Raw genomic sequence first — 15,003 nt, forward strand, 5'->3', positions numbered from 1 at the left:
CCAAAAAGGGAAAGCTCCAATACGACACCGAGTTTTGGCAGGCATTCCGTTTGATTATTGCGCGCGACAAATTGTTTAACGGTGTTCGCACCGTTCTGCATCGTGCCCTCCGGCCTAATTTGTTTTACGTTGTGGCACGTCCATACGATTGGGCTGCTAAAGTCTCCCGGCAGCCTTATTCCACGAAAAGCACTGGCATCTTAAACGCAGGCCGCGGTTGACCGTGTCGACTGATCAACAAACCCGGCCAGATGAAACTCCGGCCGGGTTTGATCGTATTGATGAAGGGCCTCGCCGTCAGACTGCTGCTTCTTTCGCCTCACGCTTTTCATCCCGCGCGAAGAAGATCATGTAGAAGACGGGCGCTGCGACCATCGTCAGGATAGTCGCGAAGGCCAGACCGCCCATAATCGTTACCGCCATGGACTTGAAGAACGCATCCGTCAGCAATGGCGCCATGCCCAGAATAGTGGTGATCGCGGCCAGCATCACTGGGCGCAGACGTGAGACCGAGGCCTCGATAATCGACTCGCGCAAGCCTTTGCCGGTTTCGCGGACCAGATCGATTTCCTCGACCAAAACAATTCCGTTCTTGATCAGCATGCCCGACAGGCTGAGCAGACCCAGCAGCGCCGTGAATGTGAACGGCAGACCCGTGCCCAGCAGCCCAATGACTACGCCATTCACGGACATCGGCACCAGCAACCAGATGATAATCGGTTGACGGATGGCGTTAAAAATCAGCACCGAAATCAGCACCATGATCAGCAGGCTGACCGGCAACTGACGGCCCAGGCTTTCGTTGGCGTCACCGGCGTTTTCGAACTCGCCACCCCACTCCATGCGATACCCTGCGGGCAGTTCCATCTCTTCGATGGCAGCGCGCACTTCCGAGTGGACCTGAGCCGCCGTCAGACCCGCCGGAATTTCGGCGCCGACGGTAATGGTCAGCACCCGGTCACGACGATGAACCAGCGTGTTGAGCGATTTGTACTCGAACCCGTCGACCATCTGTTCGATTGGCACAAACTTTTCGGACTGATCCGAGTACACGACCTGATCGACGATCGAGTAATCTCCGTCCGCAGGGCGGCGGATGATGATCGGGATCAAACGGTCGCGTTCCCGAAAGACACCCGCCCTGATGCCATCGGTCGAAAATTGCAGCGTTCCGGCGATATCTTCACGGGTGACACCGGCTGTCTGCGCTCGTTCTGTCGCATAGATAGGCTGAACCGCCAGTTCTTTCTCACGCCAGTCCTGATAGACATGCAAAGCGTTCTCGGACGCACCGCGCATCCGCTGAATCGCCTCGTCCGCAAGCTGCCGCAGAACGGCCGGATCACTACCCGAGAACCGGGCCTGGATCGGATCACCGCCGCCGGGGCCAAAGATCAGACGCTTGGTGCGGAACTCACCTTCGGGGAATTGAGCCGAGCCAAACGCCTCTAGATCAGCCTGCAATGCGGGGATGTCGTCCAGAGTTTCGGTGCGGATGATCATGTGCCCATAGCTGGGGTTCGGTTTCTCTGCCGAATAGGTCAGCAGAAACCGGGTTGCCCCCTGCCCGACAAATGTGGTGACGGCAACGACATCGTCGCGTTTGTCCAGCCATTCTTCGAACACAGCCATATCCTCGGCCGTTCGCGCGATGGGCGTACCTTGCGGCAGTTTGTAGTGCACGAAGAACAGCGGCGTGTTCGAATCCGGGAAGAATTGCTGTTTGACCAGTCCAAACCCGGCGAAACAGGCAACAGTGACGCTAATCAAACCGGCAACAACGAGCCAGCGGAACCGGAGCGCCCAGCGCAGGATGCTGCCGTAGACACGGAACATGATCCCGCCATAGGCATCCACAGCGCCTGCCTCACCCTGCTTGAAGAAATAGTGGCCCAGCATTGGTGTCACCGTCAGAGCCAGCACCCAGCTCAGCAGCAGTGAAATACCGATCACCGCAAACAGAGAGAACAGGAACTCGCCCGTCGCATCCGGGCTAAGACCGATCCCTGCAAAGGCCATGATCCCGATGACGGTCGCGCCCAACAACGGGATTTGCGTCTTGGACGCGGCCTCATCCGCGGCATCGCGCGAGTTTTTCCCGCGCAGCATTGCGATCTGCATGCCCTCAGCCACAACGATGGCGTTATCCACCAGCATTCCCATCGCGATGATCAGTGCGCCCAGCGAAATCCGCTCCATCTCGATCGAGAACATCGACATGAACAGCAGCGTTCCCACCACGGTCAGCAACAGGGTTGAGCCGACAACAACCGCCGCGCGCCATCCCATGAACACCGCGAGTACGATAACCACAATGGTCACGGACATGGCCAGATTTACCAGAAAGTCATTCGAGGCCTGCTCGACCACCACGTGCTGTTGGTAGATCGGCAGGATTTCAACGCCAAACGGGATTTGCGAATCCAGCTTGGCGAATTTTGCATCGGCGCGTTTGCCGACCTCGACAATGTTTTCGGTGGACAGACCCGCTATGCCCAATGTGAAGGCTTCGGTGCCGTTGAACCGGATCATCACCTCGGGGTCGGTCTGGCGGCCACGATATACGTCGGACATATCAAACAGGTTGATCACCTGCCCTTGCGAGCCAACCGACAATCCCGCAATCGCTGAGACACTGTCCGACCCTTCGGCAGTCAGGATGGTCGTGCGGTCATTCTCTGAGCGGACCGAGCCCGAAGCGTTCACCGAATCCGCATTGGCAATGGCCTCGTTGAGGGACTGCAGTGGCACATTCTGGTTCACCGAGATGGCCAGATCGGGCTCTACAAAGATCGCCTCTTGCGGCAGGCCCATCACTTCTACGTCTGCGACGCCTTCGACGGTCAGCAATTCGCGCCGCAAGTAGGTCGACAGTTCGTGTTTTTCAGCGTCTGAAAACCCATCAGCCGTTACCGCATAGAACAGTCCGAACACATCGCCGAACCTGTCATTGACCAGCGGTGCCTGCACACCGGAGGGCAGACTGCGGGCCGTATCACGCACTTTGGCGCGCAGTTTGGTCCAGATTTCAGGTAATTCGGTTCCGTCATATGTCGATTGGATCTCAACCTCGATCAGCGAAAGACCGGGCTGATTCACAGATGTGATCGTATCAACCTCACCCATTTGCTGGATGGCGGATTCTAGTGGCTCGGATACCTCCAGCGCCACCTGTTCAGCGGTTGCACCAGGATATTGGGTCACGATGACCGCGTTTTTGATGGTGAAGGCCGGATCTTCCAGACGTCCCAACGACAGGAAACCCCAGACGCCACCAAAAAGGGCGATCAGGATTATCAGCCACGTATAGATCGGGCGGTCAATGGATGCGCGCGCAATGTTCATCGATCCGCCCTTCAGTTCGCAAAGCCAGCAAAGCGGCGAACGGCTTGGCCATCTGTCAAGGTGCTGCCACCCGCGACGACGATCTCGTCACCATCGTTCAACCCTGTCAGAACACGGACTTCGCCGGTCTGCGTGGGTTCGATGGTAACCGGCACAAGCTGGACGGCGCCTTCATCGGCCCCAACCGGTGAAAACACCATGACACCCAGACCGCCCTCTGCGTCCGAAATGATGGCCGTTGCAGGCACAACGATACCTGTCCGAGCGTCCTGGACCTTCACATTCACGGTCACCGACGAACCCGGCAAAATCTGCAATCCTTCGGGTGGCGTGAGGCCAAATTGGATGCGGAAAGTCTGACCCACGCTCGAGGTTTCGGCGTCAAATTCCCGGATCTGCAGAGGGAAGACCTCGTCGCTGGTTGGAAACTTCGCTGTAATCGCAATGTCATCTTCCTGCCCCGATCGTTGGAACAGGATTTCCGGAACATCTACTTCGATCCGCAATTCGGACATATCGTGGATACGCACGATGGGCGCTCCTGCGTTTACAGTCGTAAAAGCCTCGACCGTTCGGCGTGAGACCAGCGCGTCAAACGGCGCGGTTAGTGTTGCATGTTCCAGATCGTATTCTGCATCGCGGACGGCGATATCCGCCAGTTGCGCTTCGGTTTCCGCGTCATCCACTGCCACCTGACTGGCTGTGGTTCCGCGCAGACGGGAAAGGCGGGCGACGGTACGATCTGCCTGATCCTTTTGCAGGACAGCGCGGTCATAGCGGCGCTGGAATGGTTCCTGATCCAATTGTGCGATCAGCTCGCCCTTGGGTATCACGAACCCCTCGGTCACCGGCATTTCGACGATTTGGCCGGAAACCTGAAAGGCCAGATCGACCGTCTGTCGCGCAGCGACGCGTCCAAAAAACTGGCGCGAAAAACCGGGCGATGTCTCTTGGACCATCATTAGCTTTACGGGTTTGGCGCTATCCCGAGCCAAAACAGAGGTGGCAAACACGGTCAGAGCAACGCTCAGTACAGTGAAGAGTTTCATTTCTTCAATCCCTCAGGAATTCCTGTTTTCATTATGTTTTCCCGGATCTTCCGGGCCAGTCGTGCAAATTCGGCAGTTTCGTCAGCATCCAGCCCAGAAGCTCGGCGGAACAGATCCCCCGCTTCGGACATCAGAACCTGCCGCATCTCAAGCCCCTTGTTGGTCAGAACCAACAACCACGCCCGACGGTCCTCCGGATCGCGCTGGCGGGTCAGGTATCCTGCCTCTTCTAGCGCGTCAGCGGTTGACGTGATGGTGGACGGCACCGTCAGCATGTCTGCAGCCAAAACGCCCATGCGTTTGGGTCGCTCAAGTTTGACCATCATATGGCATTCCTGATGGCTCAGCCCGACTTCTAGTGCGTCAAGGCTTTCTTCCAGTTTCCAGTACAGCGCATAGACTCCCATCATCGCCTGCACTTCGGAGCTGAGGCAGCGGATCAGCGCACTGTCGTCATGGGTCATCGGTGAATCCGTTTGTAACTTTGGCTCCGCATTTACTTCGAAATATGAACTATTCAAGATGTGAAGTGGTTTTCAGCGCAAACTTTGACATTCCCTTGGGTCAACGTCTCTTGATCTAACCCATATATGACTGCATTTTGGGCGAATCCGAAATATTCAGGTCTTATCATGTACACGCCCGCGATCACCGGCTCAGGTGTTTTCACCCCCGAAAACGTCATCACCAACGCCGAGCTTGTCACAGCCTTCAATAAGTATGCCGACAAGATGAACGCCCAAAACGCAGACGCAATCGCGGCAGGTGAGATTGAGCCGATGCAGCATTCATCGGAAGAGTTCATCTTCAAGGCCTCCGGCATCGAGAAACGCTACGTGATGGACAAGGACGGTGTTCTGGACCCTGACGTGATGCATCCCTTGTTGCGTCAACGTGGCGATGACGAACCGGGCATTATGACCGAGATGGCCGTGGACGCCTGCAAAAAAGCGCTGAAACAAGCCGGGCGCTGCGCCGAGGACGTTGATCTGGTGATCTGCGCCGCCTCGAACCACGAACGCGCCTATCCTGCCGTCGCCATCGAGATTCAGCAGGCCCTGAGCATCAACGGGTTCGGGTTTGATATGAATGTCGCCTGTTCTTCGGCCACTTTCGGGATTCAGGCCGCCGCGGACATGGTCCGCTCCGGCTCGGTCCGCGCCGCATTGGTGGTAAACCCCGAGATTTGTTCAGGCCATCTGGAATGGCGCGACCGTGATTGTCATTTCATCTTTGGCGACGTGGCCACCGCCACTTTGATCGAGCGGGTCGAAGACGCGAAGGGTCCGCATTTCGAAATTTTGTCGACACGCTGCGCGACCGAATTCTCGAACAATATCCGCAATAACAACGGCTTCCTGCGCCGTTCACGCCCTGACGGGGTGGTCGACCGCCGTGACATGCAGTTCATGCAGAACGGACGCAAAGTCTTCAAAGAAGTGCTGCCGATGGTCAGCAAGCACATCTCTGATCACATGGACGCGGAAGGCGTGAACAGCGATGACCTGAAGCGCCTGTGGCTGCACCAGGCCAACAAGACGATGAATGATTTCATCGGCAAAAAGGTTCTGGGGCGCGAGCCCGAAGCAAGCGAACAGCCCAACATCCTGCAGGATTATGCCAACACCTCCTCGGCCGGGTCCATCATCGCGTTTTCCAAGTATTCGGATGACCTGTCAGACGGCGATGTCGGTCTGATCTGTTCCTTCGGCGCGGGCTATTCGGTGGGATCGGTGATTGTAAAGCGGCACGGGTGATATGCCGAGGGCACTCGGGGCAAACACCCAGCCAAGGGCCGTCGCCGCTCTCGCGTGTTACTTCCAACCAACGGTTTGGCCCTGACTTACACCATTGGTACAAGGCTAGGTCTAGTGGCTGAGTGAACGTCGCAACTACCTGATCCGTGTCCAAATTGACCTGCTTTAAACCAGCTTCGGGCAATACCGCTTTCAGCGCGTCACCTAGTACGGAAAGCCCGGCCCGTGCCGCAAAATCCGACGTCGGGAATTGTGTCGAAATTTGAAAACTGGAAAACGCCACTTCTTCATCTTTGGGCATTCCGCTTAAACCAGCGACAATCAGCTTTCGTCCCAGATCCTGAGAGGCAATTTCACAGCTTCTTTGAGAGTACCGAGGGCGGGGCCACTTCCAAAGATTGAATCTCAAATGAATCTGGAGTTGCCCCTCCGTTGGCAAAACGTAACGGCTTGGGCATGTTTTTTTGTCCGCAACGCTTGTTGTACCGTCGATCAGCCAAACACCATCATCGGTTACATCCGTTGTCACCTCGGCCAACTCTTTCAGCCTGAACTTTTCGTCCAAGACCGGACGCACCAAAATCGCATTCGGAAAAGCCTGCGTACAGACCTTTAAAATTACCCGAGACGTTTCGAGCGTGATCCGGTCCAAGTAAGCTCGAAGGTAGGTTGTTTCTCCGGACAGGTCTGTGTTTCTGTCTGCATCAGGCCTGGCTTCCGTGGGTACAACACCCTGAACGGTGACACCAAATTAGTGGCAGAACTGCCTCAGCGAAATCGTTCCGTCTAAGGTCGGGCCAACATCAGTCGATAAAATAGGCTCGGCGCTGATGGGGTCGGCACCGGGTTTTTCAGCAATCTGAACGCTCAGCCGACCGCCTCGGTAGCGAACATAAACATCCCGTTCGTCATGGGTTTGGCCATAGAACTGGCTCGGACATGACCCGCCGCCGTTCAGCAAGGCAAGATCAAGATTCAGAGGTTTAGGAAGCTTGGGCGTATGGAAGTCAAACATAGTATATCGCGTGATCTCCATGCGAATGGCAATTGACCGTAGCGAATAGAAAGCAAACCGTTGTCAGCTCACGCTTTCTTCTTCCAGATGCAGCTTCATGTCCAGCAGGACCTGTTGCAGCTGGCTCGTTTCCCTCAACAGGCGCTTGGCTTCGTTCACCGTGATGATGCCATCCTCGATCGCCGATTGATATTCGGTCATCAGCATCGCAAACCGCTGGCTCAGCGCGATGACGTCGGAATTCACTCCGCCAGTGCGGGGGCTGTCGTCATTGCGCCCGTCATAGGAAAGGGTGATATTCTTCAGATCGGCAAGCGCCGAGGTGACGTGAGGGAAGTTTGCCACTGCCTCAAGCCGCGCCACCGCATCGACCGGCATGAACCGATCAGTATGTTCGATATTGTCAGAATAATAACGGCCCAACGTGGCTTTGGATTTGCCGGTAATCTCGCACGCGGATTCGATTCCCACGTCTTTAACCAGCGCTTCTGTGTGTTTTTTCAGGTAGGCCCCGATATCTGCCATGTTTTTACCTTTACTGCCTGCACGCCCCACTAAATCTGCCATTGCGGGGGAAAGGGAAAAGAAAATTCCCATACTCGATTCATAATTGAAATGTCATATGTTGGCTATCCCTCAGATATGCGGGGGTTTTGTGAGTGAGTGGCGGCATTTAATGCCGGTAATGAGTGATTGCGGGTCGGTATTCTTGTCCCGCTACGGTTAGGCCGCATGTTGGCCGACGGCGTCGCCGTTGTTGGGGCGGGGGGATCCATCCCCAATGGGCTTACGCTCGACCTCCGCAATGACAATGGCGGCGTCGATTTTTTGAAGGCTATTGATGGCTTGCCCGAAGTGGACAGGCGTTTTAGACCCAACCCATGGCAAAACTATACTTTAATTATTCGACGATGAACGCGGGAAAATCGACCCTGTTGCTGCAAGCCTCGCACAATTACCGTGAGAGGGGGATGGACACCTATCTGATGACCGCGGCCCTTGATGGCCGGGCCGGTGTTGGCAGGATTGCGTCGCGGATCGGCATATCGGCCGATGCGGACACGTTCGCCGCCGAAACCGACGTTTTTGCGATGATTGAACAGCGCCTGAAAAAAGGGAACGTCACCTGCGTCTTTATTGATGAGGCGCAATTTCTGACCGAAGAGCAAGTCTGGCAATTGGCCCGCGCAGTGGATGACCTGCGGGTGCCTGTCCTTGCCTATGGCTTGCGCGTGGATTTTCAGGGCCACCTGTTTCCCGGCTCCGCTGCCTTGCTGGCGTTAGCGGACGAGATGCGCGAAGTGCGGACCATTTGCGAGTGTGGGCGCAAGGCCACGATGGTCATCCGTCAGGACGAAAACGGTAACGCCATCACCGAAGGCGCACAGGTACAGATCGGCGGCAATGAAACCTATGTTTCGCTCTGCCGCAAACATTGGCGCGAGGCCGTCGGGCGCTAGACCGGGTTCGGCAAAGGTCGCCCCGCGACGAAAGCTGTAACGTTGTCCAGCGCTATATGCCCCATATCGGTGCGGACCTCTTCGGTCGCGGTGCCAAGATGGGGCAATATCGTCACATTCTCCATATCGCGCAGGGCCTGCGGAACGGTGGGTTCGAACTCATAAACATCAAGGCCCGCGCCTGCGATCTGACCGGATTGCAGGGCAGCGATCAGAGAGGATTCGTCCACAACTTCTCCGCGCGCGATGTTGATCAAGATGCCCGAAGGTTTCATCGCCTCCAGCACCGGCGCATTGATCAAGTGGCGCGTTTGCGCACCGCCGGGCACTGCGAGCACCAGGAAATCGACCGCAGCGGCCAGTTCTTTCAGGTCGGGTATGTTTTCTGCGGGAAATTCCACCTCTTTCGGGCTGCGCGACTGGTACGCCACGTCCATCCCGAAACCAAAATGGCAACGCCACGCAATCGCCTGACCAATGCGGCCCATCCCGACGATCCCAACGCGTTTTCCGGTCACGTGATGACCCAGCATTTGGGTCGGATGCCAGCCTTGCCATTTGCCCGAACGGACCAGCCGTTCCCCCTCGCCCGCGCGACGCGCGGTCGACAACAGCAAGGTAATCGCGATGTCAGCAGTGGCATCGGTAACCGCACCGGGGGTGTTAGTGACTTGAATCCCTGCGGTCTGTGCGGCAGCGACGTCGATATGGTTGTACCCCACACCGAAATTGGCCAGCAGTTTGCAGCGCGGTTGAGGCACTTCGGAGAAGATTGTGGCCGAAAACTGATCCCCCAACGTCGGAACCACCACATCGAACTCAGCCAATGCGCGCCGCATTTCGTCGGGCGACATTGGCAGCGTGCTGCTGCGGATTTCGACGTCGAACTCGGCGCGGGCGCGCGCCTCAACAGCGGCGGTCATGGGGCGTGCGATCAACAGTTTCATCAGTGCATCCGTCCGCCGGTTGGAACCTCGCCATCCGGACCGATCAGAACGATCTCGCCCTTGTCATCGGGCAGGCCCAGCACCAGAACCTCGGACATGAACTTGCCGATCTGGCGCGGTGGGAAATTGACAACGGCCATCACCTGCTTGCCCACCAACGTCATCGGATCGTAATGCGCCGTTATCTGGGCTGAGGTTCGGCGCTCGCCAATTTCGTCACCAAAGTCGATCCACATCTTGATCGCGGGCTTGCGGGCCTCTGGGTAAGGCTCGGCGCGGACGACCTTGCCGACCCGGATGTCGACCTTCAGAAAATCGTCGAATGAAATCTCACTCACGGGACAGCTCCTTGGATCGGTCAGTTGCGGCCTTGACTGCGCGGTGCAGCAGGTCGGGAAAACCTTCTTCCTCATGCATCAGCACTTCCAGCGCGGCCTGCGTCGTACCATTGGGCGACGTTACGTTGACGCGCAGTTGCGAAGGGTCCTCGTCGGCCGCCATTGCCAAAGCTCCTGCCCCGGCCACCGTGGATTTGGCAAGCTTCATCGCCAGATCGTGCGGCAGACCCTGAGCCTGCCCGGCAGCGGCCAGCGTTTCGATCAGATGAAAGACATAAGCCGGACCAGAGCCACTAAGACCTGTCACCGCATCCATCTGCGATTCTTCCTCAAGGCGAACTGTGTCGCCGATGGCGGACAGCAGGTTTTCGGCAAGAGAAACATCAGCATCCGATGCAACCAAATTGCCAATCAGCGCCGTGATTCCCTGCCGGATTGCTGCCGGAGTGTTCGGCATGGCGCGCACGATCGGAGTGCCTTCGCCCAGCACATTCTCGAAGGTTGCAATAGACGTACCCGCCGCGACCGAGACGAAAAGACTACCGCCACCGCCCAGCGCCTTGATCGATGGCAGCGCATCGCCCATCATTTGCGGCTTGACGGCAACCAGCACGACCGCCGGGGCCTCGGGTAATGGAGTGTTGATATTGACGCCCTGCGCCTTCAGCCAATCCGAGGGGTACGGATCAATCACCCAGACAGCTGACGCAGGAAGGCCATGCTCCAGCCAACCGGCGAGCATGGCCGACCCCATCTTGCCGCACCCCAGAAGAACCAGCCCCTGCTCGGCGACGCGTGACATGTCCATGATTGCCCCTCTCCTTATCCGGTTTGGGGCAAAGCTTTACGCGCGGCCGTAGGCCTCTGCAATGGCGACCTGCATTGCATCCTCGGGATCGCGGTTGCCCCAGGTGACCAGTTGGATCGCGGGGTAATAGCGCTCGGCGCTCAGAACCGCAGCGGTGATCATCGTGTCGATCTGTTCCGGGCTGGCCATCTGGCCACCCGCTAGAACCAAACCATACCTGTAGACCATCAGCTTTTGATTGGCCCAGTAGGTGAACGCCCCTGCCCAGCACTGATCGTTCATCTTGTTGAGCAGCTCATAAAGCACGTTTTCGCGTTCGGAAGGCGGTTCCATTTCGAAAGAGCACACCATGCGGAGCGTTTCGTCATAGTTGGACCAGGCCAAAGTGATCGAATAGGTGCGCCACTGTCCTTCGACAGCCATGGCAATCTGATCATCCCCGATCCGGTCGAAATCCCAGTCGTGGTGTTCCGCAAGATGTTCAACAATGTCGATTGGATGAAGGTCTTCTTCGAGAAACTGTTCGGAAAGGGCCATAATGCCACCTCACTAATCTCTAGCCTTTTAGGGGCTGGCAGCGCCCCAGCGCTAGTTGCTTGCTCTACAAGCCGGGCTTCCCCAGTCTGCCTGTACTAGATATGGTGCGCCGCGGGCAGGGTTCTGGCAACCCTATTTGTTGGGGATAACAGCAATAAGTTGTGGACAGTCAGCAACGGCAATCAAAATATCGGTGCCACCGCCAGCTTTGTCTTGATTAAATTTGGTAAGGTGTCAGAATACACACCACCGCACAATCCCAGCGTGGATTGCGCGGCGGCTTTCTTTTTTAAAATCTCGAGTGTGCGGAACTTATTTGTCCAGCTTGGCTTCAAGCGCCGCAATACGCGCCTCAAGATCTGCGTTCTCTTCGCGCGCTTTCTGGGCCATGGCGCGCGCAGCATCAAACTCTTCGCGCGTGACGAAATCGCGGTCGGCCAGCCAGCGGTCGATCATCGACTTCATCGCGTTTTCGGCCTCGTCCTTCGCGCCTTGGGCCACGCCCATGGCATTGGTCATCAGTTGGGAAACGTCATCAAGAATCTTGTTACGGGTTTGCATGGCTTTACTCCGGTATCGCGGTTGGTCTCTATATGGGTAAAGAATGGCCCGGGCTCAAGGTTGACTTGCCCCGCTAACCCCGGGCAATGAGACGCACATGCAGGCTGTTCTGAATTTCCCCGACCTTTCGCCCGAAGTTTTCTCGATCTCGCTGTTCGGGATGGAGTTCGCACTTAGATGGTACGCGCTGGCCTACATCGCAGGTATTCTGATCGCATGGCGATTGGGTACTGCGGCACTGAAGCGTCCGGCCCTTTGGCCTGATCAAACACCACCGATGAAACCGCAGCAACTTGAGGATCTGATCACCTGGATCATCCTTGGGGTGATTCTCGGCGGGCGACTGGGGTTCGTTCTGTTTTATCAACCGGCCTATTACTTATCGCATCCACTAGAGATTTTGATGATCTGGCAGGGCGGCATGGCCTTCCATGGTGGTTTGCTGGGGGTTGTCGTTGCGTCCTATCTCTATGCTCGGCGTTACCAGGTGCCGGTATTGTCTTTGGCTGATCTGATCGCACATGCTGTGCCGCCCGGGCTGTTGTTAGGGCGGTTGGCGAACTTCACTAATGCCGAGCTTTGGGGGCGACCCAGCGACGTTCCATGGGCGGTGATCTTTCCAGGTGGTGCCGCACAGGACTGCCCGGGTGTTGTGGCCGGGATGTGTGCCAGACACCCCTCGCAGCTTTATGAAGCAGCACTGGAAGGTTTGTTGCTGGGCGCACTTTTGCTGTGGATGGCTTATCGACGTCGGGCGTTTCACAAGCCCGGTCTGGTGATGGGTGTATTTCTGGCAGGTTACGGTGCCTCGCGTTTCATTGTTGAGTTCTTTCGTCAGCCTGACGCACAGTTCGTCTCGCCCGGGAATCCGCTGGGGCTGGCATGGCATGTGGGCGGCTACGGCTTGACGATGGGGCAAATGCTGTCGCTGCCAATGATCGCGCTTGGCCTGTGGTTTGCGCTGCGCGCGCGACGCACTCAATGAACCTTAAGGATCACCTACTGGCGCAAATTGCGCTGAATGGCCCGATGAGCGTGGCCGATTTCATGACTGAATGCCTGCTGAACCCTAAGTTCGGGTATTACACCACCCATGATCCGCTGGGTGCGCAGGGGGATTTCACCACCGCCCCGGAAATCAGCCAGATGTTCGGAGAAATGATCGGGCTTGCACTGGCGCAAAGCTGGATGGATCAGGACAAGCCGGACAGATTCATTCTTGCAGAGCTGGGACCGGGTCGCGGCACCCTGATGGCGGATATCCTGCGCGCAACCAGCAGCGTATCCGGGTTTCACGAGGCCGCAGAAATTGTTTTGTTCGAAGCCTCCCCTGCCCTGCGGGACAGGCAGGCGCAATCGCTGAGCGGTCACAACCCGCGTTGGATCGATACGCTCACCGCCCTGCCCCAAGCCCCCCTGTTTTTGGTGGCGAACGAGTTTTTTGATGCCCTGCCAGTCCGCCAATTCATTCGTGACAGCGATGGCTGGTGCGAACGTCTGATTGGTGCGCAGGGCGAATCGCTGACGTATGGGCTGGGGCCGAACACGGCTCAGGTCGCGCTGACGGATCGCATGGTAGACACCCAAGATGGCGATCTGGTTGAACTTTGCGCGGCCGCAATTCCGTTCCTGACCGTGATCGCCGGGCGGATCGCCACTTATGGCGGGGCGGGTCTGATCGTGGATTACGGTGACTGGCATTCCCTGGGAGACACGTTTCAAGCTTTGCAATCACATGAACGTGTTGATCCCCTGCAAGCTCCGGGTCGGGCGGATCTGACCGCGCATGTAGATTTCGAGCCCCTTGCCATAGCCGCACGGGCCGCCGGTTGCGCCCATACAAAGCTGACACCTCAGGGCATGTTTCTGGAACGGTTGGGCATCACGGCCCGCGCACAGGCGCTGGCTGCGCCACTCGGCGGGTCTGAGCTTGAGACGCTCATTGCTGCACATCGCCGGTTGACGCATCCCGAGGAAATGGGAAATCTGTTCAAAGTACTGGGTCTCTATCCTTCTTACGCTGCACCTCCACCGGGACTGGAACCATGACATTGGAAATTCTGACCTCGGACATCTTATCGCCTGTCCGCCACGGATTCTTCAGCCGTCGGGGCGGTGCGTCTTCCGGAATATTCGCGGGTTTGAACTGCGGCTATGGCTCGTCTGACCAAACCGAAGCAGTGGCGGTGAACCGTCAGCGCGTGGCCGCCGCGATGGAAGTCAGCCCAGACTCTTTGGTTGGCGTGCATCAAGTGCATTCCCCAACTGTTCTGACGGTGGACGCTCCGATAAATGGCGACAAACCCAAAGCGGATGCGGTTGTCACCGCAACCCCGGGACTGGCACTGACGATTCTGACAGCGGATTGCCAACCGGTCCTGTTTGCCGATTCTGACGCGAATGTGATCGGGGCTGCTCATGCCGGGTGGCGCGGAGCGTTGGACGGTGTATTGGAGGCAACCCTGGACGCGATGGAGGCATTGGGCGCAAAGCGGGAAAACACTGTGGCTGTCATTGGTCCTACGATTTCTCAAAACGCCTATGAGGTCGGTCCAGATTTTCTGGATGAATTTGCGGCGGATTCACCCGAAAACCTCAGGTTCTTTGCGAATGGCAATGGGGATCGGCTGCAGTTCGACCTGCCCGCCTTTGGTCTGCACAAATTGCGGCAAGCCGGGGTGGGTGAGGCCGAATGGACGCGGCACTGCACCTATTCGGACCCGGACAGGTTTTATTCCTACCGCCGCTCCACCCACGCGAAAGAAGCCGATTATGGCCGCCTGATTTCCGCCATAAAATTATAGGGCGCGACCCAAATGTGGCAAAAACGCCGCTTTTTTGCCATATTGTTTGTGTCTACCTGAGTCGAGATATTTTCACTTTTATTGTCCGCGCTCAGGTGTTTACCAGTCGATTATCCAGCAGTGTGTGACGGTTCGAAAGAAGAGGAACTGCCGACCTTCACTTTTCCTGAATTCATCCCGGATCAGCCTTATCGGTGCCGTATTGGCAGTCCACATTGGCTTTCAAAGGGAAACGGGCAATGGCCCACACCGTGAGCAGGAACAAACATGAAGGTTAAATTTCGCTTTCTCAATGCCGTTCTTGCGGCCACAAGAGAGCAAGCACCGGAGATGCCGTGGAAACGGGTTTCCAGCAATTCGGTCAGGGTAGCGCGCCGCTTGG

General features: G+C 57.0%; 15 protein-coding genes. 5 read left to right on the plus strand and 10 right to left on the minus strand.

Annotation, left to right across the window (positions count from 1 at the left end; genetic code table 11):
* Positions 1-297: 297 nt before the first annotated feature.
* From RUA4292_RS01280 to RUA4292_RS01290, 3 genes are read right to left on the minus strand one after another with little or no spacing between them, the layout of a single operon-like run.
* A complete protein-coding gene (locus tag RUA4292_RS01280) occupies positions 298-3,345 on the minus strand; it encodes an efflux RND transporter permease subunit (protein ID WP_058275963.1) in 3,048 nt (1,015 codons plus the stop codon).
* Between the two features lie 11 nt (positions 3,346-3,356).
* Positions 3,357-4,394 carry an efflux RND transporter periplasmic adaptor subunit gene (locus tag RUA4292_RS01285; RefSeq protein WP_058275964.1) on the minus strand — a complete coding sequence of 346 codons (1,038 nt, stop codon included), beginning with the start codon at positions 4,392-4,394 and terminating at the stop codon, positions 3,357-3,359.
* Positions 4,391-4,858, minus strand: a complete 468-nt coding sequence (locus RUA4292_RS01290; protein WP_058275965.1) for a MarR family winged helix-turn-helix transcriptional regulator — start codon at positions 4,856-4,858, stop codon at positions 4,391-4,393. The genes RUA4292_RS01285 and RUA4292_RS01290 overlap by 4 nt, the downstream gene beginning before the upstream one ends.
* A 168-nt stretch (positions 4,859-5,026) precedes the next feature.
* Here RUA4292_RS01290 and RUA4292_RS01295 point away from each other — a divergent pair, with 168 nt between their 5' ends.
* Positions 5,027-6,151 (plus strand): beta-ketoacyl-ACP synthase III, encoded by a 1,125-nt coding sequence (locus RUA4292_RS01295; protein ID WP_058275966.1) that lies wholly within the window; start codon positions 5,027-5,029, stop codon positions 6,149-6,151.
* A 751-nt stretch (positions 6,152-6,902) separates the two neighbouring features.
* On the opposite strand, the gene RUA4292_RS01300 is transcribed toward RUA4292_RS01295, so the two are convergent.
* Complete coding sequence (locus tag RUA4292_RS01300) at positions 6,903-7,187, minus strand: hypothetical protein (RefSeq protein WP_058275967.1); 285 nt, start codon at positions 7,185-7,187, stop codon at positions 6,903-6,905.
* A 42-nt stretch (positions 7,188-7,229) separates the two neighbouring features.
* Complete coding sequence (locus tag RUA4292_RS01305) at positions 7,230-7,691, minus strand: hypothetical protein (protein ID WP_058276050.1); 462 nt, start codon at positions 7,689-7,691, stop codon at positions 7,230-7,232.
* A gap of 356 nt (positions 7,692-8,047) precedes the next feature.
* Between RUA4292_RS01305 and RUA4292_RS01310 the strand changes: the two genes are divergently transcribed.
* Positions 8,048-8,626, plus strand: a complete 579-nt coding sequence (locus tag RUA4292_RS01310; RefSeq protein WP_058275968.1) for a thymidine kinase — start codon at positions 8,048-8,050, stop codon at positions 8,624-8,626.
* On the opposite strand, the gene RUA4292_RS01315 is transcribed toward RUA4292_RS01310, so the two are convergent.
* The 5 genes from RUA4292_RS01315 to RUA4292_RS01335 all read right to left on the minus strand — a co-directional run bounded on the left by RUA4292_RS01315 (position 8,623) and on the right by RUA4292_RS01335 (position 11,817).
* Positions 8,623-9,573 (minus strand): 2-hydroxyacid dehydrogenase, encoded by a 951-nt coding sequence (locus tag RUA4292_RS01315; RefSeq protein ID WP_058275969.1) that lies wholly within the window; start codon positions 9,571-9,573, stop codon positions 8,623-8,625. The two genes, RUA4292_RS01310 and RUA4292_RS01315, sit on opposite strands and share 4 nt — an antisense overlap.
* Positions 9,573-9,911, minus strand: a complete 339-nt coding sequence (locus tag RUA4292_RS01320) for a tRNA-binding protein (protein ID WP_058275970.1) — start codon at positions 9,909-9,911, stop codon at positions 9,573-9,575. Before RUA4292_RS01320 ends, RUA4292_RS01315 begins: the two co-directional genes overlap by 1 nt.
* On the minus strand, positions 9,904-10,719 hold the full coding sequence (gene proC / locus RUA4292_RS01325) for a pyrroline-5-carboxylate reductase (protein WP_058275971.1): 816 nt from the start codon (positions 10,717-10,719) through the stop codon (positions 9,904-9,906). Before proC ends, RUA4292_RS01320 begins: the two co-directional genes overlap by 8 nt.
* A gap of 36 nt (positions 10,720-10,755) precedes the next feature.
* Positions 10,756-11,256 (minus strand): type III secretion system chaperone family protein, encoded by a 501-nt coding sequence (locus RUA4292_RS01330; RefSeq protein WP_058275545.1) that lies wholly within the window; start codon positions 11,254-11,256, stop codon positions 10,756-10,758.
* Between the two features lie 312 nt (positions 11,257-11,568).
* Positions 11,569-11,817 (minus strand): accessory factor UbiK family protein, encoded by a 249-nt coding sequence (locus RUA4292_RS01335; RefSeq protein ID WP_058275972.1) that lies wholly within the window; start codon positions 11,815-11,817, stop codon positions 11,569-11,571.
* A 97-nt stretch (positions 11,818-11,914) separates the two neighbouring features.
* Here RUA4292_RS01335 and lgt point away from each other — a divergent pair, with 97 nt between their 5' ends.
* From lgt to pgeF, 3 genes are read left to right on the plus strand one after another with little or no spacing between them, the layout of a single operon-like run.
* Complete coding sequence (gene lgt / locus RUA4292_RS01340) at positions 11,915-12,802, plus strand: prolipoprotein diacylglyceryl transferase (protein WP_058275973.1); 888 nt, start codon at positions 11,915-11,917, stop codon at positions 12,800-12,802.
* Positions 12,799-13,866, plus strand: coding sequence for a class I SAM-dependent methyltransferase (locus RUA4292_RS01345; RefSeq protein WP_058275974.1), 1,068 nt, complete (start codon positions 12,799-12,801; stop codon positions 13,864-13,866). Before lgt ends, RUA4292_RS01345 begins: the two co-directional genes overlap by 4 nt.
* Entirely contained in the window at positions 13,863-14,621 is a 759-nt protein-coding gene (pgeF, locus tag RUA4292_RS01350; protein WP_058275975.1) for a peptidoglycan editing factor PgeF, read from the plus strand. Before RUA4292_RS01345 ends, pgeF begins: the two co-directional genes overlap by 4 nt.
* Positions 14,622-15,003 lie beyond the last annotated feature (382 nt).

Origin of the sequence: Ruegeria atlantica (genome assembly GCF_001458195.1) — a bacterium.
In the GTDB taxonomy this organism is placed as follows: Bacteria; Pseudomonadota; Alphaproteobacteria; order Rhodobacterales; family Rhodobacteraceae; genus Ruegeria; species Ruegeria atlantica.

Bases quoted from the DNA above. Each gene is read 5' to 3' on its own strand.
- RUA4292_RS01345 (WP_058275974.1), top strand. From the start codon at position 12,799: ATGAACCTTAAGGATCACCTACTGGCGCAAATTGCGCTGAATGGCCCG.
- RUA4292_RS01295 (WP_058275966.1), top strand. From the start codon at position 5,027: ATGTACACGCCCGCGATCACCGGCTCAGGTGTTTTCACCCCCGAAAAC.
- RUA4292_RS01285 (WP_058275964.1), bottom strand. From the start codon at position 4,394: ATGAAACTCTTCACTGTACTGAGCGTTGCTCTGACCGTGTTTGCCACC.
- RUA4292_RS01300 (WP_058275967.1), bottom strand. From the start codon at position 7,187: ATGGAGATCACGCGATATACTATGTTTGACTTCCATACGCCCAAGCTT.
- proC (WP_058275971.1), bottom strand. From the start codon at position 10,719: ATGGACATGTCACGCGTCGCCGAGCAGGGGCTGGTTCTTCTGGGGTGC.
- RUA4292_RS01335 (WP_058275972.1), bottom strand. From the start codon at position 11,817: ATGCAAACCCGTAACAAGATTCTTGATGACGTTTCCCAACTGATGACC.
- RUA4292_RS01280 (WP_058275963.1), bottom strand. From the start codon at position 3,345: ATGAACATTGCGCGCGCATCCATTGACCGCCCGATCTATACGTGGCTG.
- RUA4292_RS01290 (WP_058275965.1), bottom strand. From the start codon at position 4,858: ATGACCCATGACGACAGTGCGCTGATCCGCTGCCTCAGCTCCGAAGTG.
- RUA4292_RS01315 (WP_058275969.1), bottom strand. From the start codon at position 9,573: ATGAAACTGTTGATCGCACGCCCCATGACCGCCGCTGTTGAGGCGCGC.
- lgt (WP_058275973.1), top strand. From the start codon at position 11,915: ATGCAGGCTGTTCTGAATTTCCCCGACCTTTCGCCCGAAGTTTTCTCG.
- pgeF (WP_058275975.1), top strand. From the start codon at position 13,863: ATGACATTGGAAATTCTGACCTCGGACATCTTATCGCCTGTCCGCCAC.
- RUA4292_RS01330 (WP_058275545.1), bottom strand. From the start codon at position 11,256: ATGGCCCTTTCCGAACAGTTTCTCGAAGAAGACCTTCATCCAATCGAC.
- RUA4292_RS01305 (WP_058276050.1), bottom strand. From the start codon at position 7,691: ATGGCAGATATCGGGGCCTACCTGAAAAAACACACAGAAGCGCTGGTT.
- RUA4292_RS01310 (WP_058275968.1), top strand. From the start codon at position 8,048: ATGGCAAAACTATACTTTAATTATTCGACGATGAACGCGGGAAAATCG.